Raw genomic sequence first — 18134 nt, forward strand, 5'->3', positions numbered from 1 at the left:
GTCTCCGACGTCTTCCTCGAAGGCTCCGGGCTGATCCCGTTGTCCGGGAAATCTAGCCCGTTGCTGGAGGCAGGGCGATAGCGATCTTGCCGAGAGAGCGCGGAGCTGGAGTCATCGTTAGCGCGGGAGACCCCGCAGTCTCCGCCGTCATTCCGGAGCGCCCGCAGGGCGAGCCCGGAATCCATGTCGCCTGATGCCGTGCTGCCCGATGGATTCCGGGCTCGTGCTTCGCACGCCCCGGAATGACGGAGAGAGCGATGCTACTCCGCCGCGAGCGGCTTCTTGTGCAGCGCCAGGCCGAGCCGTTCCCAGACCTGCAGCAGGGCCTCGGCCAGGCGATCGATCAGGCCGTCGTCGTGGTAGGGCGAGGGCGTGATGCGCAGGCGCTCGGTGCCCTTGGCGACCGTCGGGTAGTTGATCGGCTGGATGTAGATGCCGTGCTCTTCCAGCAGGAGATCGGAGGCCTGCTTGCACTTCTCGGGATCGCCGACGAACAGCGGCACGATGTGGGTGTCGTTGGTCATCACCGGCAGGCCGGCGGCATTGAGGACCGCCTTCACCCGTGCGGCGCGGTCCTGGTGGCGCTCGCGCTCCCAGCTCGACGATTTCAGGTGCTTGATCGCAGCCGTGGCGGCCGAGCAGATCGGCGGCGGCAGCGCGGTCGTGAAGATGAAGCCCGGCGCGTACGAGCGAACCGCGTCGATGATCTCGCCCTTCGCGGCGATGTAGCCGCCGAGGCAGCCGAACGCCTTCGCCAGCGTGCCTTCGAGGATGTCGATGCGGTGCATGACGCCATCGCGCTCGGCGATGCCGCCGCCGCGCGGGCCGTACATGCCGACCGCGTGCACCTCGTCGACATAGGTCATCGCATTGTAGCGCTCGGCGAGATCGCAGATCGCCGCCAGCGGCGCGACGTCGCCGTCCATCGAATACAGGCTCTCGCAGGCGATCAGCTTCGGCCTGTTAGGACCGGCGGCGATCAGGAGCTGTTCGAGATGGGCGAGATCGTTGTGGCGCCAGATCTGGCGCTCGCAGCCGGACTGGCGCACGCCCTCGATCATCGAATTGTGGTTCAGCGCGTCCGACAGGATCAGGCAGTCGGGAATCAGCTTGGCGAGCGTGGCGATGCCGGTCTGGTTCGACACGTAGCCGGAGGTGAACAGCAGCGCCGCTTCCTTGCCGTGGAGGTCGGCGAGCTCGGCCTCGAGCTGCACCAGGGGATGATGGGTTCCGGCGATGTTGCGGGTGCCGCCGGCGCCGGTGCCGACGCGGGTTGCGGTCTCGACCATCGCGCCGACCACCTTCGGGTGCTGGCCCATGCCGAGATAGTCGTTGGAGCACCAGATCACGACATTGCGCGGTCCGCTCGGCGAGTGCCAGGTCGCGTGCGGGAACCGGCCGGCGATGCGTTCGAGATCGGCGAAGACTCGGTAGCGACGCTCATCATGCAGGCGACCGAGGGCGGCACTGAAGTACTGGCTGTAGTCCATCACGAAACCCGAACTGGCGCGCTGCAGTGCAGCACCTGAAGCGAAAACCTCGCGGCATGCGTGGCGTAAGGTCTTCTTAGAGCGTTTCCAGAGCGGCTGTCGAGCCGGAATCCCAAGGCGGGAATTGGGCGATTTGTCCAAGGGGGGAGTGATCTCGGCCGAACGGCGCCGGGATTGCGGCGACGCGGCGGCGTCGCGGCCCCGCAGCCTCAGGTGGTGCGATAATGCAGCACGCCGTCGATGGTCTGGCTGGTCAGGCGGCCCTCGACCAGCATGTAGTTGACATGGGCGATCAGCTCGCCGGCGGCGAAGCCCATCTGGTGCGGGTCGAGCACGTGCTTGTGGAACACGACCGGCACGAGCTGCGCCGAGGTCTTCGGCTCGTCGCGGCAGGCGTCGGCGATCATCCGGCAGCGCTCCTCGTGGTGGTCGGCGAGCTGCTTGATGCGCGTCTTCAGCCCGTAGAACGGCACGCCATGGCCTGGCAGCACCAGCACGTCATAGGGCAGGGTGGTGGTGAGGCTCGCCAGCGAGGCCAGATATTCGCCGAGCGAGTTCTGGTCGGGCTCGACCGCCCAGACGCTGACATTGGGCGAGATCTTGCTCAGCACCTGGTCGGCGGACAGGAACAGCTTGTCGGCGGCGCAGTACAGCATGACCTGGTCGAGCGCGTGCCCGCCGCCGGTGATGACCTTGAAGCGCCGGCTGCCGATTTGGATCTCGTCGCCATGGGAGATGCGGCGGTAGGAGGCCGGCAGCACCGAGACGCGCTGCAGATATTCCTGGCCGCGGCCGAGCAGCTTGTCGGTCAGGGTCTCGTCCATGCCGTGGCGGCGGAAGAACAGCCGCTGGGCATTGCGGCGCTCCTCGGTGCCGCGGTTCTGGTGATAGACCGACTGCAGGTACTCGACCTGCGACATCACCAGCGGGCAATTGAAGCGCTCGACGATCCAGCCGGCGAGCCCGACATGGTCGGGATGCGAATGCGTCACGATCAGCCGGCTGATCTTGACGTGTTTGAGCGGGCCATCGAGCAGCCGCGTCCAGGCGGCGATCGACTCCTCGTTGCCGAAGCCGGAGTCCACCGCGACCCAGCCATCGCCATCGGCGAGCAGATAGATGTTCACATGGTTGAGGCGGAACGGCAGCTTCAGGCGCAGCCACAGCACGCCGGGCGCGACCTCGACGACCTGATCCTCACCGGGATGCTGCTCCCAGGGATAGCGCAGGGCTTCGGCGGAGGAGTGAACGGTGTCTGTCTTCGTCATGCCTCATCGATTAACGGCCGCCGCGCGCGAGCGCCAGCCGAAAAACACATGGCTGGACGGCATTCCGGGGTACGGAAGCTGCGTCGGGTCGCGCCAGCATGACCTGCCTCGACGCCTTCTGCTTCGCCACGCCCCCGTCATTCCGGGGCGAGGCCGCAGGCCTCGAACCCGGAATCGCGAGATTGTCTTGCGCTCATCAGCTCGAGATTCCGGGTTCAATCGCCAATGCGTAAAGCGCATTGACGATTGCCCCGGAATGACCGGCGAGTAGCAACTACGCCGCCCGGATGTTGGTCAGGAACGCATCGACCTCGGCGCGCAGGGTGTCGGCCTCGCGCCGCAGCGCTTCGGAGGCACTGAGCACCTCGTTGGCGGAGGTGCCGGCCTGGGCCGAGGCGCTGGAGACGCCTGTGATGTTGTTGGAGACCTCGGTGGTGCCGGAGGCCGCCTGCTGGATGTTGCGGGCGATCTCGTGCGTCGCGGTGCCCTGCTGCTCCACGGCGGCGGCGATCGCGGTGGTGACGTTGTCGATCTCGGCGATGGTCTCGCCGATGTTGCGGATCGCCGACACCGCCGACGAGGCGACCTGCTGCATGCCCGCGATCTGGGTGCGGATCTCGTCGGTGGCCTTGGCGGTCTGGCTCGCCAGGCTCTTCACCTCCTGCGCGACCACCGCGAAGCCGCGGCCGGCCTCGCCGGCGCGCGCCGCCTCGATGGTGGCGTTGAGCGCGAGCAGGTTGGTCTGCGAGGCGATCGCCTGGATCAGGTCGACGACGACGCTGACGCGGCTCGCGTTGTCGGCGAGCCCCTGCATCGTCGAATCGGTGGCGCCGGCTTCCTCGACCGCCTTCTTGGCGATCTGGGCCGAGGTCACGACCTGGCGGCTGATCTCCGCGATCGACGACGACAATTGCTCGGTGCCGGCCGACACGGTCTGGACGTTGACCGAGGTCTCCTCGGCAGCCGCCGCGACCGCATTGACCAGCGAGTTGGACTGGTCGGCGGTCTGTGACATGCTCTGCGCGGTCGCCTGCATGGCCGTGGCGGAGTTCTGCAGCGTGCCGAGGGCGCTGCGCACCGTCGCCTCGAACGTGGCGATCTGGGCCTCCATGCGCGCGGCGCGCTCGGCCTTGGCGGCATTCTCGCGGTCCTGCTCGGCGGCCAGGGTGCGGGCACGGACCATGTTCTCGCGGAACACCTGCAGGGTGTCGACCATCGCGCCGATCTCGTCGCGCTGCTTCGAGGCCGCAATCTCGGTGTCGAGATCGCCGCTCGACAGCGTCTGCATCGCCTGCTGCAGCCGCTTGATCCGGCGCAGGATGTTGCCGCCGACATAGAGCCAGACGAACAGCACCGAGCCGAGCAGCGTGGCTGCGCCGGCACCGGCCATGCCGAGCGTTGCCAGCTCGATGTCACGGCCCGCCGTGCCGGTGGTGCTTTCGGTCGACTTGCGCACGCCTTCGACGAGCTGCTGCACGCTGATGTCGAGACCGACATTGAGCTTGCGCGTCTCCTCCAGCACGGTCTGCCCGTAGTCGTTGGCGTCGAGCTCCTTCTCGCGCGTCTTGAACACGCGGGCCTTGCCCTCGCCGAGCGCGGCGAGCTTCAGCGCGGCATCGTGGATTGCCTTGGTGCTGCGGCCGGTCGGCAGCAATTCGAGATTGGATTTGAGCTGCGCCACCGCCTCCTTGAACTGCCGCTCGATCGTCTCCAGCGTGTCGCTGTCGTTGGCCGATAGCGCGGCAGCCATCTGCGCCACCAGCAGGTTGCCGGACGCGATCACATTGCCGAGCTGCTCGACGAACCGTGCGGCTGCCGTCGCGTCGTCTGCCGACACCTCGGCTGCGCCGAGCACGGCGTTGAGCTGCGTCTGGGCATCCAGCATCGGCTCGTTGGCGGCGGCAGTGAAGTCCGCCTGCGCCTTGCGCAACGCGTCGTACTGCTTGTTGTGCAGGGCCGCGACTTCGAGACGCTCGCGTGCGGCGGACACCAGGCTCTGATTGGCCTCGTTGATGTTCTTGATGGTCTCGGCGAGCGGCGCCACCACGCTCTTCGCGGCGCCGAGCGCGCTGATCTCGCTCAGGCGCTCCTGCGTGGTCTTCTGGATCTCCTGCATCTTCTTCAGGCGCTCGTTGAGCGCGTCCTCGCTCTGGGACTGCAGCAGCGCCGGGCCGAGGCTGGCCAGGCCGGAGCTCTGCGCCAGCAGCTGCAGGCTCGAGGTCAGGCGCGGAATCTCGCGGCCCGAGAGTTCGACCATGGTGCCGCCGACGTGTCGCAGCATCAGTCCCGCAGCGACGCTGATCGCGATCGCCATGCCGGCGATCACTGCGAAGGCTGCGAACAGGCTGCCGCGGACGCCCCACCTGGGCCGCAGGACTCCGAGCACCCTGCTGAAGCTGAACCGAATCGCCATCTCTGGTGTCCCCCGATATGCACTACTTGGAGCTGTTGCTTGCAGGCAGTATCGCGGCGGGCGGTTAACAAATCCGGGAAACTACTCGGGCAGTGCTGAGTTTTCTCGCATTTTCGCATTTCACCGTGCGGCATTTAACGGGACGGAAGGGATTGTTGGGCCGCGCTTTCGATAACCTATGACAGAAAAGGCCGGCATCGCTGCCGGCCTTCCCGTCGTTTGTTGTTATTTGACGCCTGCGGATCAGTAGCGGGCCGCGAGCGGAGCGCCCCAGTTGAAGCGGTAGTTCACGCCAGCCTTGAAGGTGTGGTCGTCGGTGGTGAAGCTGCCGGTCGGCACCAGCGCGGCGGGCGCCGTGAAGGTGGCGCTGCCGAAATTGTAGTACTGATACTCGGCCTTGGCCGACCAGTTCGGCGCGAACATGTATTCGAGTCCGCCGCCGACGGTCCAGCCGTTGCGATGGTCGCCATTGGTCGCGAAGCCGACCGGCGTGCCGGCGAACGTCACCTTCTCGTTGTTGTCGGAATAGGCGTAGCCGCCCTTCACGTAGAGCAGGCCCGGACCCCAGGTATAGCCGAAGCGGCCGGTGATCGAGCCGAGGCCGCGCTGGCTGTTGGTGTAGACGAGGCCGCCGGGGAAGGCGGCGCCGACGCTGCCGCTCAGCCAGCTGTACTGGCCCTCGGCGCCGATCACCCAGGTCGGTGCGAACTGCCAGTCGGCGCCGACCTGCAAGCCGCCCAGGAAGCGGCCGTTGGAGTTGTTGCCGGTGGCGAGGCCGGAGAAGTTGTTGTCGCTCGAGAACGCGCCGCCGAGATGGGCGCCGAGATAGAAGCCGGTCCAGTTGTAGATCGGGGCGGCGTAAGCCGGCGGCGCCTTGGTGGCGTAAGGATAGGTCCGGGCGCCGAGATCGGCGGCGACAGCGGACTGGGCCGAAGCCAGCGCGGCGACGGCAACGGTTGCGAACAGGATCTTCTTCATGGCGGGTCTCCGATACTCAACTAACAAGGCTCGCGCATCGCGCGCCGTCGATGCATCGGAGATAGATCGCTTTTGAATAAAATGCTGTCACTCCCGCAGCACACCGGCCTCCAACCCGACCTTCTCCGGGCAAAGGTTCTGGCGTAGTTAGTAATGCACTAACGAAGGCTGAACCGGGAGTTAACGCCGGGCCCCTTTGTGCCGCCGCGGCGCAACCGGTTAAGGCGCGTTAAGAGCTCGATGCAGAGCCGCGACTGCGTCGCGCAGCTGCTCGCGATGAACGATGTCGTCCTTGGGCATCGAAGCGATGCCGGCGGCGAGCTCGTGCAGAATCGCGGCGAGCAGTCCGAAGTTCAGGTGCATATGGATCGACTTGCGGACGTCCTCTGGGCCGGGCCGCTCCAGGGTCAATGCCAGGCCGGATGATTCGAGATGGGCTTCGAACCGCGAGGAATGCTCGAACGTGCCGGCATAGAACTTGTCGGGATATTCGAGCGCGATCTCGGCCTTGTCCGGGATGGGTTTCGACATGGTGGCTCCTGAAGCGGCGATGCATGAATGTTCGCAGATCCGCCTCCCGCCGCCTTGCGCCAGGTCATAGTGGGAGGAGCGTCTGCATCCTCGGCCGAAACGGGCTGGACCGCATTTCTACGGAGGCGGAAATTTACCTTCCCTGAGAAAAGGTTGTGCACGCTGGATCAAATTAACGACTCGATGCCGGTCGTTCCGGACGGACCAGCTCCATGCAAGCGAGCGGAGAGGGCTCCGGCGGGGCGACGGCGGGTGCAGTCCACCCTCCAGCGAATGTGCCGCCGACATGAAGATGCGTCTCTCCATTTCCACGTTCATTGCGGCTTTTGGCCTTGTGCTCGCACTCGGCTTCGGTGCGGTCGTGCTGACCAGCGCCTATGCGCTGCGCGAGCTCAAGGTCGGCGGGCCCCTCTACGACAAGATCAAGCTCGGCAATGATCTGGTGGCCGACATCCTGCCGCCACCTGAATATGTGCTCGAGGCCTATCTCGAGGCGACCCTCGCACTCCGGACGCCGAACGACCTCGACACGCACGTCAATAAGCTGGCGCAACTGAAGAAGGACTATGAGGATCGCAAGACGTTCTGGACCGGCTCGGCGCTGCCGTCCGATCTGAAATCGCTGCTGGTCGAACGATCGGACGGCGAGGTCCGGAAATTCTGGCAGGCCCTGGAGGCCGAGTTGATCCCGGCGCTGCGCTCCGGCGACATGGCGAAGGCCGATGCCGCCTATGTCCGTCTGGCCGAAGCCTACGCCGCCCACCGCGCGGTGATCGATACGCTGGTCGACAAGGCGAACAAGCTGAATTCGGACATGGAGGCGACGGCGGCGACCCAGGATCGCAGCATCTCCATCATTGTGTGGACCGTGTCCGGCATCGTTCTGGCTCTGGTCGTCGCCGGCATGTCGGGGCTGGTGATCGGCGTCGTCCGTCCGCTGTCGCGCATGACCGGGCTGATGCGGCGGATCGCCGAGGGCGATCTGTCGGCCGACATTTCCTATTCGGAACGCGGCGACGAGATCGGCGCGATGGCGGGCGCGCTGAGCATCTTCAAGACCAACGCGCTCGAGAACGCGAGCCTCCGCGACAGGCAGGAGCGCGATCGTGCGGCCGCCGAGGAGCATAAGAAGCGCGCCATGCTCGACATGGCCGACGTGATCGAGCGCGAGACCGAGACGTCCGTCGAAGCTGCGGCCGGCGCATCGCGCCAGGTCGAGGCCGTCGCCGCAGGCCTCTCGAAACTGGCCGAGGAACTGTCGACCGATGCGCAATCGGTGGCCGCAGCCTCGGAGAAGTCGCTCTCCAATGCCCAGACGGTCTCGTCGGCAGCCGAGCAACTGAGCTCGGCGATCCGCGAGATCTCGAGCCAGGTGGCGCGCGCCAGCACGATCACCAAATCGGCGGTGACCGAGCGCGAGAAGGCGAAGAACACGATGCTCTCCTTGTCCACGGCCGTGGACAAGATCGCCGAGGTCTCCAACCTGATCGGCGGCATTGCCGAGCAGACCAACCTTCTGGCGCTCAATGCCACCATCGAGGCCGCGCGCGCCGGCGATGCCGGCCGCGGCTTTGCCGTGGTTGCGGCCGAGGTCAAATCGCTGTCGGATCAGACCGCCAAATCGACCGAGGAGATCTCGCGGCTGATCGGCGAGGTGCAGACCACCACGCAGGCGACCGTCGACGTCGTCGAAGGCATCGGCAGCCAGATTTCCGAGATCGACGAGGTCGCAGCCTCGATCGCCGCGGCGATGGAGGAGCAGCACGCGGCGACCCAGGAGATCAGCCGCTCGGTCCAGTCATCGGCCAGCGCGGCGCGCGACGTGTCGTCCAAGATCGGCAATGTCGGCAGGGACGCCGGCATGGTCAACGATCGGGCCGCCGAGGTGCGCAACGCCATCGGCTCCGTGGCAACGGGCCTGACCTCGCTCCGTGCCACGCTGGTGAAGGCCGTCAGGACGGCGACCGCCGAAGCCGATCGCCGTCAGTCGCCGCGGTTGAAGTCGAGCCTGTCGATCAAGGTCGTCGACGATCGCAGGGGCACGGTGAAGGCCGATCTGGTGGACATTTCCGAAGGCGGCGCCTGGTTCCGGTTCGACCCCGAACCGGGCATCGGCGATCGCGGCGTCATGGAATTCAGCGGCTTCGACGGCAGCGTGCCGTATCGGGTTCGCGCCCGTGAAAAGGACGCGCTGCATGTCGAGTTCGACCCCGGCCAAAATCGCGAGGCGTTCCTGGCATGGTTCAGGCGGACCTTCGCACGGCAGGCGGCGTAGACGAGCGAGGTCGCCTGCCTCCGCTCTCGGTCGGGAGAACGGAGGCATTGCTTCGAACGGGCTTCGTCAAACCGCCAATGTCATTGGCGCGAGACCAGATCGCTGATCCGCACCGGAAAGCGCCTGATCCGAATGCCGGTCGCGTGCGCCACCGCGTTGGCGACCGCCCCGGCAGAGCCGGTGATGCCGATCTCGCCGACGCCCTTGACGCCGAGCGGGTTGACGAACGGATCGTGCTCCTCGACCGTGAAGGCCTCGATCGCCGGAACGTCGGCATTCACCGGCACATGATACTCGCCGAGATTGGCATTCATGATCCGCCCGGTGCGGCGATCGGTGACCGCCTCCTCGTGCAGCGCCAGCGAGATGCCCCAGATCATGCCGCCGACGAGTTGGCTCTTCACCAGCTTCGGATTGATGATCCGTCCCGCCGCGAACGCGCCGACCATGCGCGTGACGCGGACCTGGCCGAGATCGGGATCGACCTTCACCTCGGCAAAGACAGCGCCATGTGAATGCATCGCATATTGCTCGTTGGCCGCAGGGTCCGGCATGCCGCTGCCGGAGCCCTCGACCTGGTCGAGGCCGGCGCGGGCGAGGATGTCGGCGTAGCTCTCGCCGCGGCCCTCGTCGTCGCGCCGAAGCAGCCGACCGTTGCGCGCGATCACGCCGGCGTTGCCGGCGCCGAACAGTGGCGAGCGCTGGTCTGATGTCGCGAGCTCGGCGAGCCTGGCGATGACGGCGGCGCCCGCATTGTGGATCGCAGTACCGACCGTCGCCGTATGTGCCGAGCCGCCGGCGATGCCGGCATCCGGCAGGTCGGAGGTGCCGGCCTTGAACGTCACCCGGTCGAGTTCGAGCGCGAGCGAATCTGCCGCGATCTGTGCGAAGGCGGTCCAGGCGCCCTGGCCCATGTCGTGCGCGCCGCTCTCCACGACGCCGGTGCCGTCGCGCCGGATCACCGCGCGGGCCTGGCCCGCGAACATCAGCGCATGGAACGTCGCCGTGCCCATGCCCCAGCCGACCAGGAAGCCGTCCTTGTCGCGCATCATCCGCGGCTTCAGCGGCCGCTCCCACCAGCCGAACCGCTCGGCGCCTTGCGTGTAGCACTCGCGCAGCGCCTTGGATGAGAACGGTTTGCCCGTGGCCGGCTCGACCTCGGCGTAGTTCTTGACCCGGAAGGCGAGCGGATCGAGGCCGCAGGCTTCCGCCATTTCGTCGACGGCGCTCTCCAGCGCGATCGATCCCGGCGCGATTCCGGGGGCGCGCACGAACAGCGGCGTGCCCGTGTCCATGCGTACCGCGTCATAGGTCGTCGCGATCGCCGGCGCGGCATAGAGCGTGTGCGTCACATGCGCCGCCGCTTCGTAGAAGTCCTCGAAGCTGGAGGTTGCGATCCTCGCGTGGTGACGGATCGCCGACAATTGTCCGGTGCTGCTGGCGCCGAGCTGCAAGGTCTGCCGGGTCGGCGAGCGATGGCCGAACGGGCCGTAGAGCTGCTCGCGCCGCGCCACCAGCTTCACCGGGCGGCCGACCATCCTGGCGGCGAGAATGCCGAGGACCTGCGGCCCGGCCATCAGGCCCTTGCCGCCGAAGCCGCCACCGAGATAGGGGCTGCGGATCAGGATGTTCTCAGGCGCGATGCCGAACAGCTCGGCAAGGCGGCCGCGCATCATCACCAGGCCCTGGGTCGGCGTGTCGATGATGAGCCTGTCGCCCTGCCACTCGGCGACGATCGCGTGCGGCTCCATTGCGTTGTGATAATGCGGCGGGGTCTCGTAGATCGCGGTGATCTGCTTGTCGCTGCCCGCCAGCGCGGCCTCGACATCGCCGTGATGGCTCTCGGCGGGAAAACCCATGCCGACGACAGGCGGCACATAGGCGTCGGCGGCATCGAGACCGATGCGGGCCGGCTCGGCCTCGTAGCGCGGCGACAGCAGCGCGGCGCCCTCGGTCGCGGCTTCCAGGCTTTCGGCAATGACCAGCGCGATCGGCTGGTTGGCGTAGCGCACATGGTCGTTCTGCAGCGCCTCGAAGCGGAATGCGAACGGGTTCGGCTTGCCGTCGGGATCGGCGTGCAGCGGCGGCCGGTTGGCGGAGGTCATCACCTCGACCACGCCGGGATGCGCCTTGGCGGCTTCGACGTCGAGCGCGACGACGCGGCCGCGCGCGATGCTGGAGACGGCGAGCACGGCATAGAGCAGGCCGGGCGGATTGTTGTCGGCGGCATAGCGCGCCGTGCCGGTGACCTTGGCACGGCCATCGACGCGCGACAGCGGCTGGCCGATGTTGGAGCCGTGTCTGATATGGGCGGGATCGCGGGAGAGATTGAGCTCAGGCGTCATGAAGTGCTCCTGGAACGGCGGAGAAGGGAGAGGCCGGCAGCGCCGGCACGCGCGACGGCGTGCCTTGCGCAGCGGCGGCAAGCGCGCGCATGATCAGGCTGCGCGCGAGAGGGATCTTGTGGGCGTTGTCGCCGGATGGCTTTGCATCGCGCAGCGCGATGTCGGCAGCCTGCTGGAATGTGTGCGGCATAGCCGGCTGGCCTGCGAGCAGCGCTTCGGCCTGGTGGGCGCGCCACGGCTTGGCAGCGACGCCGCCGAGCGCCAGACGTGCGTGCTTGATCGCGCCGTTCTCGATCACGAGACCGGCCGCGGCGGAGACGACGGCGAACGCATAGGAATTGCGCTCGCGCACCTTCAGATAGCGCGCGTGCCTTGCGAACGCCCGCGCCGCCGCGGGCAGCCGGACCGCGACGATCATCTCGCCCGGCGCGAGCACGGTCTCGCGCTCCGGCGTGGTGCCGGGCAGGAGATGCAGCGCCTCCAGCGCGACCTCGCGCCGGCCGGAGCCGCCTTCGATCTCGACGATCGCATCGAGCGCGGCGAGCGGCACGCAGAAGTCCGAGGGGTTGGTGGCGATGCAGGCCTCGCTCCAGCCGAGCACGGCGTGCTGATGGGTGTCGCCGCCGCGCGCGTCGCAGCCTGCGCCGGGCGTGCGTTTGTTGCAGGCCGAGGCCGGATCATAGAAATACGCGCAGCGCGTCCGCTGCAGCAGATTGCCGCCGACGGTGGCCGCATTGCGCAACTGTGCCGAGGCGCCCGACAGCAGCGCTTCGGCGACCGCCGGGAAATCGCGCGCGAAGGCCGCGTCATGCGCAAGGTCCGCATTGCGCACCAGCGCGCCGATCCGGACGTCGCCATTGCCGAGCGTCTCGATCCGCGTCAGCTCCTTGATCTGCGAGATGTCGACCAGCCGCGCCGGCCGGACGACATTGCCCTTCATCAGATCGAGCAGGTTGGTGCCCGAAGCGAGATAGGCCGCGCCGGGCGCGCTGGCCGCTGCGACCGCCTCCGCGACCGTCGACGGCTTCACATAGTCGAACCGGTTCATGCCGCGCGCTCCTTGTCCTCGGCGAGCGTCGCCTGGGCGTCGAGCACCGCCTCGACGATGCCGACATAGGCGCTGCAGCGGCACAGATTGCCGCTCATGCCTTCGCGCACGCGCTCCGGATCGCCGCCGGCGTGACCTTCGTTGATGAGCCCGACTGCGCTCATGATCTGGCCGGGCGTGCAGAAGCCGCATTGCAGGGCATCGTGGGCGATGAAGGCTACCTGCACCGGATGGAGCTGGTCGCCTTGAGCGAGCCCTTCGATGGTGGTGATCGCCGCGCCGTCGAGGCTGACGGCCAGCGTCAGGCAGGAATTGATGCGGCGGCCGTCGACCAGGACGGTGCAGGCGCCGCACTGGCCGCGGTCGCAGCCCTTCTTGGTGCCGGTGAGGTGGAGGCGCTCGCGCAGCAGGTCGAGCAGGGTGACCCTGGGGTCGTCGAGCGCAAGCGTTCGCGGCTCACCGTTGACGGTGAGTCTGACAGTCCAATTCATGCGTTGTTCCGATCGAAGCGATGGCCTAATCGGATCGCAGCGGGCACCGCCTTACGGGCGATGGTCCGTCCAGATCCAGCGACCGCGGGACGACAGCTGAGGAAGGTTGGCTGTCCCGGGTGGCAGGTCTATCTATACGGAGGGTTCCTCCGTTTAGCAAGGGGACATGAACGGTCCGTCATCAAGAGCTGGTGAGATGGAGACGAAACCACAAGACCGCCATCGCAAGCCGCGCGCCGATGCGCAGCGCAACCGCGAGCGCGTGCTCGAGGCGGCCAAGGCGGTGTTCAGCGTCGGCGGCGCCGAGGCCAGCCTGGAGGCGGTGGCGCGCCAGGCCGGCGTCGGCATCGGCACGCTGTATCGCCATTTCCCCACCCGCGAGGATCTGTTCGAAGCGGTGTACCGGCGCGAGGTCGAGCAGCTCGCCGAGCTTGCGGAAGAGCTGAAGAGCGAGCCGTCGGCGGTCGAGGCGCTCCGCCGCTGGCTGCGCTCGACGGTGCAGTTCGTCGCCACCAAGAAGGGCATGATGGCCGCGCTCGCGATCGTCATGAACGCGAACTCCGAGCTCGCGGCCTATTCGCACGGCCACCTCACCCGCTCGATCGGCGCGCTGCTGGCGCGTGCCGTCGCGGCCGGCGAGATCCGCAGCGACATCAGCGCCGACGATGTCCTGCGCGCCCTGATCGGCATGTGCTACATGCACGACCAGACCGGCTGGCAGCAGAGCGTGCTGCGGCTGTTGGATGTGTTCGTGGATGGGCTGCGGGTGGGGAAGGGGCGGGCGTGAGATTGCCTCACGCTGCGTATTAGCCGCTCATTGACTTGCCCGGGCCGACACGTCCGACGGCACTCTCGTCCGGGCGATACTCCGTAGATCCGGATGCTCCCTCCATCGTCATTCCGGGGCGCGCGAAGCGCGAGCCCGGAATCCATAACCACGTTCTGTTGCTGAAATTCGCAGTGCCTCTGTACGGCCCTCTCGCTCCACAACCAAGACCTGTGAGTATGGATTCCGGGCTCATTCGCTGCGCGAATGCCCCGGAATGACGAAGTTGGCGTGGGGTGATGCTATGAAACCGGCGTCCCGCAGGCGGCGCAGAATTTCGCGCGGGGTGTTCTCAACGGCTTTCCACACGACGTGCACGCCGGACCGAAATCACTTCGTCGATGGTGCCAGATCGCAAGGGCATTCGTCTCGTCAAAGCCGGTCAGTTCACGGTAGCGCTGCAGCACGCCCGCTTTGCTATCGACCGCAGCGGTGGCTTGCCCGAGAGTACATTCATTCAACCGCCGGTAGTCTTTGATGTCGTCGATCCGTTTCCTCAGGAGAGGCTCGATCTCCACCCACTCCTTCTCATCGAGCATGGGCACCTCGATGCCACAACGCCAGCAATATACTGTGATGGCCATCTCACCCCCGCAACCATTCCATCAGCGCCTGCGCCGTTTCCTCCGGCTGCTCGGGCTGCGGCAGGTGGCCGCAATTCTCCAGCACGACCAGCCAGCTGCCGTCGATGCCGTCGGCCATCTCCTTCGACAGGCTGTTCGGGATGGTGTTGTCGGTGTCGCCGGTGAGCACCAGGGTCGGGCAGCGGATCGCGGTCAGTGTCGGCCGCGAGTCCGGACGCGACATGATGGCCGTCAGCTGCCGGATGAAGCCGATGACGCCGACCTCCTCGGCCATGTCGTGCACGAGCTGGCGCAGCCGCGGATCGTCCTGGCGCGACGGATGCACGAAGCCTGAGAACAGCTCGTCGACCACGCCGTGATAGTCGCCCTCCTTGGCGCGGGTGATCATGGTGCGGCGGCGGGCGCTCGCCTCCGGCGTGTCGGGCCGCGCCTGGGTGTTGATCAGCGCCAGCCGACCCACGCGTTCCGGCGCCTGGCGCATGATCTCGAGCGCGATGTAGCCGCCCATCGAATGTCCCGCGAGCGCGAAGCGCGGCGGCGCCTCGGCCAGGATGCGGCGGGCGATCGCGGCCATGCTGTCATCGCGGATGTGGTTGGCCACCATCACCGGCCCGAGCCGCCACAGCGCCGGGATCACCGGCGTATAGATGCGGGGCGACGAGATCAGGCCAGGCACCAGCACGAGCGGCAGCGCATCAGTCATGGGTCTTCCCCCCGGAAACGGCATTCACCTGCAGGTCCGGGTGTTGTCCGCCCGGCATGCCATTTACGCGCGAGGGGCGGCCGATGTCCAACGATGTGCTGCGGCTCGCGCCCGCCGCCCAGGGCGACGACCACGTCCCCAGCCGTGACCTGGCTCCTCCTGCGCCTCTTCGCGGCAGCGGGGGGCCGGTCGGATGATCGCGGTGATCGGGTCGCCCGCGATGCTGCTTGGGCCGCGGCGCCTTCGGCTTTCGTGATTGCGGCGCCATTCGCGGCAATCTGGTGGCGTCGTCCGCAATTCGCGCGTGAGATCGGAGATCGAACTACTTCCGCTCCGGATCATGCCACCATCGCATGCAGCGCGATGATACCTGGACGGACCATCAATCGTGGCAAACAGGGTCGGGCGTCACGATAATATCACGTAATGGGCGTGGGCCGCGGCGTCGCAAGGCCTGCGACCACAACGATTAGTTCGTGCGGCCGGTAACTTCACGTGGCCGGCGATGGCCGGCTCTCTCGTGCTGCTGCGGAGATAAGTTGGTAGCACCGCGCTGTCGGTGATGACATCGGAACGAGTGTCGCGCGAAGTCCGGCTCTCACGAGAACGGCGAGTGCGCCGATCCGCGATGCAGCGAGGGGCGGGACGACGTGCTCGATCAGCGGCGCGACGATGCCTCCCGGCGATGTCGCTGCCGGATGGAGCAGCGGCGCTCGTGGTCGCGAGTTCGATGCGAAGGTTGCGGTGGCGTGACCTGATGCGCGAGCGAGAGCCAGCGCGCCGGCGGCCGAGGCCTCTCCCCGACGATCAGACGAGCAGAGGCTGCGCCGTCGCCGCGAGCTTCTTCAGCAGCGGCAGGAAGCGCTCCTTCATCTCGTCGACGCCGATGCGATCGACGTGGCCGCCGATGTTGGCGGCGGCGATGATGCCGCCGTCATATCGGCGAATCGGCACTGAAATCGAGCGGAAACCCTGCTCCGCCTCACCGTCGACGAGCGAGTAGCCGTCGTCGCGGACGGCGATGATCGACGCGAGCAATGCTTCCTTGTCGGTGATCGTCTGCGGCGTCATCTCGGTCAGCGTCATGCGCTCGACGGCCTGGCGCAACTGATCGTCCGGCATCCGGCTCAGCAACACGCGGCCGACCGACGTGCAGAACGCCGGCAGCCGATAGCCGATTTCGAGCCCGGTCGAGAACATCCGCGTCGAGGTCGCGCGCGCGATGAAGACGACCGACTCGCCGTCGAGGACGGCGAGCGAGCAGACCTCGCGCGCCTCGCCGGCCGTGTTGTCCATCAACGGCTGCATCACGCTGTTGATCTGGTTGGAGGCGAGATAGCTGGAGGCCAGCAGCAGCACGCGCGGGGTCAGCGAGAACAGCCGGTCGTCGCCATGGACGAAGCCGGAGGCCTTCAGGGTCAGCAGAATCCGTCGCACCGTGGCGCGGGCGAGGCCGGTGAGTTCCGCGGCCTTGCTCAGCGTCATCGGCCGGCCCTCGCGGCTGAAGGCTTGTATCACCCGCAGGCCGCGATCGAGCGCTTCCACGAACTCGGGGCCGTCGCCCCGAGCCTGCTTCTTCTCCTCATCAGTGCGCTTCAGTTTCGGCATCGGCCTGACATGATCCGCTGTTGTTGTTTTCGGCCGCAGTGAAGCTGCAGTCCGTTGGCCCCTCGGCTTCGGTTGTAGCTTTTTCACTTGCGCTTCTCCCCACTTAAAGCGAATCTAATCTGGGCGAACATGTGTTCGTCTAGCGAACATTATTAGATGATCGCGTGACGCTCAACGCCCGACTTGCGACGGAACAGGAGAGACGGCCATCATGATGAGCCAGGAGCAGAACGACCTGATCACGCGCGTCGGACCCGGCGCGCCCGCCGGTAAACTAATGAGGATGTACTGGCAGCCGGCCGCGCTGGTCGATGAGCTCGCGGGCGAGCGGCCGGTGCGCGCGGTGAAGCTGCTCGGCCAGGACTTCGTGCTCTTCAAGGATGCGCAGGGCCGCTACGGACTACTTGATCGCGATTGTCCGCATCGCGGCGCAGATCTCGCCTTCGGACGGCTGGAGAACGGCGGGTTGCGTTGCGCCTTCCATGGCTGGCTGTTCGACGCCGACGGCAATTGTCTGGAGACGCCGGCCGAACCGGCGGGCTCGCCGCTGTGCAAGAACGTCAAGCAGCGCGCCTATCCCGTGGTCGAGAAGGGCGGCATCCTCTGGGCCTGGCTCGGCGACGGCGCCGCCCCGGCGTTCCCGGATCTCGACTGCTTCACCGCGCCAGACGCCTACACCTTCGCCTTCAAGGGCCTGATCGAGTGCAACTGGCTGCAAGCGCTGGAGGTCGGCATCGACCCCGCGCATGCCTCGTTCCTGCACCGCTTCTTCGAGGACGAGGATACGTCGACCGCCTATGGCAAGCAGTTCCGCGGCGCCTCCGCCGACAGCGAGCTGCCGATGACCAAGGTGCTGCGCGAATACGATCGTCCGATCATCAATGTCGAGGGGACCGAATACGGCCTGCGCATCATCGCGCTGCGTGAGATCGATGCCGAACGCACCCACGTGCGCGTCACCAATCAGCTGTTCCCGCATGCCTTCGTGATTCCGATGAGCACGGAGATGACGATCACGCAGTGGCACGTGCCGGTCGATGACGAGAGCTGCTATTGGTACGCGATCTTCACCAGCTATGGCGCGCCGGTCGACCGGGCGAAGATGCGGGCGCAGCGGCTCGAGCTCTATGAGCTGCCCGACTATCGCTCGCGCAAGAACAAGAGCAACGACTACGGCTTCGATCCACGGGAGCAGGCGACCGCGACCTACACCGGCATGGGCAACGACATCAACGTGCACGACCAGTGGGCGGTGGAGTCGATGGGCCGGATCCAGGACCGCACCCGCGAGCATCTGGGCCAATCCGACAAGGCGATCATCCAATATCGCCGGCTGCTGCGCGAGCAGATCGAGAAGGTCGCGAGCGGCGAGCCGCCGATGCTGTTCCTCGATGCCGCCGAGGCCCGCAGCGTGCAGGGCCCGGCGACGATGGACGGGATCGGTCCGACGCGCGGCTGGGAGACCTATTGGATGGAAGTCGACGTCCGCCGCCGCCGCAACGCCCCCTGGGCCCCGCCGGTGCCCGCGGATATCGTGCGGCGGGCCCCGCATCTGAGCGCGGCGGAGTAGCTCC

Annotated in this window: 14 protein-coding genes; 3 read left to right on the plus strand and 11 right to left on the minus strand. The window is 66.9% G+C overall.

Annotated features, from left to right (window positions below; translation table 11 throughout):
- Positions 1–260 precede the first annotated feature (260 nt).
- The 5 genes from hemA to QW863_RS32000 form a co-directional block, all read right to left on the minus strand.
- Positions 261–1490 (minus strand): 5-aminolevulinate synthase, encoded by a 1230-nt coding sequence (gene hemA / locus QW863_RS31980; RefSeq protein ID WP_315717898.1) that lies wholly within the window; start codon positions 1488–1490, stop codon positions 261–263.
- Between the two features lie 209 nt (positions 1491–1699).
- On the minus strand, positions 1700–2758 hold the full coding sequence (locus QW863_RS31985) for an MBL fold metallo-hydrolase (RefSeq protein WP_315717897.1): 1059 nt from the start codon (positions 2756–2758) through the stop codon (positions 1700–1702).
- A 274-nt stretch (positions 2759–3032) separates the two neighbouring features.
- Positions 3033–5171: a methyl-accepting chemotaxis protein gene (locus QW863_RS31990; RefSeq protein WP_315717896.1), complete on the minus strand. Its 2139-nt coding sequence runs from the start codon at positions 5169–5171 to the stop codon at positions 3033–3035.
- 243 nt (positions 5172–5414) lie between these two features.
- On the minus strand, positions 5415–6149 hold the full coding sequence (locus QW863_RS31995) for a porin family protein (RefSeq protein ID WP_315717895.1): 735 nt from the start codon (positions 6147–6149) through the stop codon (positions 5415–5417).
- A 219-nt stretch (positions 6150–6368) separates the two neighbouring features.
- A complete protein-coding gene (locus QW863_RS32000; protein ID WP_315717894.1) occupies positions 6369–6680 on the minus strand; it encodes a hypothetical protein in 312 nt (103 codons plus the stop codon).
- Positions 6681–6966: 286 nt separating this feature from the next.
- Here QW863_RS32000 and QW863_RS32005 point away from each other — a divergent pair, with 286 nt between their 5' ends.
- Complete coding sequence (locus QW863_RS32005; RefSeq protein WP_315717893.1) at positions 6967–8955, plus strand: methyl-accepting chemotaxis protein; 1989 nt, start codon at positions 6967–6969, stop codon at positions 8953–8955.
- 80 nt (positions 8956–9035) lie between these two features.
- Here the strand turns inward: QW863_RS32005 and QW863_RS32010 are convergent, their stop codons facing one another.
- From QW863_RS32010 to QW863_RS32020, 3 genes are read right to left on the minus strand one after another with little or no spacing between them, the layout of a single operon-like run.
- Complete coding sequence (locus QW863_RS32010; RefSeq protein ID WP_315717892.1) at positions 9036–11300, minus strand: xanthine dehydrogenase family protein molybdopterin-binding subunit; 2265 nt, start codon at positions 11298–11300, stop codon at positions 9036–9038.
- Positions 11290–12348 carry a xanthine dehydrogenase family protein subunit M gene (locus QW863_RS32015; protein ID WP_315717891.1) on the minus strand — a complete coding sequence of 353 codons (1059 nt, stop codon included), beginning with the start codon at positions 12346–12348 and terminating at the stop codon, positions 11290–11292. Before QW863_RS32015 ends, QW863_RS32010 begins: the two co-directional genes overlap by 11 nt.
- Positions 12345–12839: a (2Fe-2S)-binding protein gene (locus QW863_RS32020; protein WP_315717890.1), complete on the minus strand. Its 495-nt coding sequence runs from the start codon at positions 12837–12839 to the stop codon at positions 12345–12347. The genes QW863_RS32015 and QW863_RS32020 overlap by 4 nt, the downstream gene beginning before the upstream one ends.
- A 196-nt stretch (positions 12840–13035) precedes the next feature.
- Between QW863_RS32020 and QW863_RS32025 the strand changes: the two genes are divergently transcribed.
- Positions 13036–13626: a TetR/AcrR family transcriptional regulator gene (locus QW863_RS32025; RefSeq protein ID WP_315717889.1), complete on the plus strand. Its 591-nt coding sequence runs from the start codon at positions 13036–13038 to the stop codon at positions 13624–13626.
- Between the two features lie 281 nt (positions 13627–13907).
- Here the strand turns inward: QW863_RS32025 and QW863_RS32030 are convergent, their stop codons facing one another.
- The 3 genes from QW863_RS32030 to QW863_RS32040 all read right to left on the minus strand — a co-directional run bounded on the left by QW863_RS32030 (position 13908) and on the right by QW863_RS32040 (position 16560).
- Positions 13908–14204: a zinc-ribbon domain-containing protein gene (locus QW863_RS32030; RefSeq protein ID WP_315717888.1), complete on the minus strand. Its 297-nt coding sequence runs from the start codon at positions 14202–14204 to the stop codon at positions 13908–13910.
- Positions 14205–14250: 46 nt separating this feature from the next.
- A complete protein-coding gene (locus QW863_RS32035) occupies positions 14251–14952 on the minus strand; it encodes an alpha/beta hydrolase (protein ID WP_315717887.1) in 702 nt (233 codons plus the stop codon).
- A gap of 807 nt (positions 14953–15759) precedes the next feature.
- Complete coding sequence (locus tag QW863_RS32040) at positions 15760–16560, minus strand: IclR family transcriptional regulator C-terminal domain-containing protein (protein ID WP_315717886.1); 801 nt, start codon at positions 16558–16560, stop codon at positions 15760–15762.
- A 211-nt stretch (positions 16561–16771) separates the two neighbouring features.
- Here QW863_RS32040 and QW863_RS32045 point away from each other — a divergent pair, with 211 nt between their 5' ends.
- The gene (locus tag QW863_RS32045; protein ID WP_315717885.1) at positions 16772–18130 is read left to right on the plus strand and encodes an aromatic ring-hydroxylating dioxygenase subunit alpha; all 1359 of its coding nucleotides are present in this window, start codon (positions 16772–16774) and stop codon (positions 18128–18130) included.
- Positions 18131–18134: the final 4 nt, after the last annotated feature.

This window comes from Bradyrhizobium sp. SZCCHNR1017 (assembly GCF_032381375.1).
GTDB lineage: Bacteria > Pseudomonadota > Alphaproteobacteria > Rhizobiales > Xanthobacteraceae > Bradyrhizobium.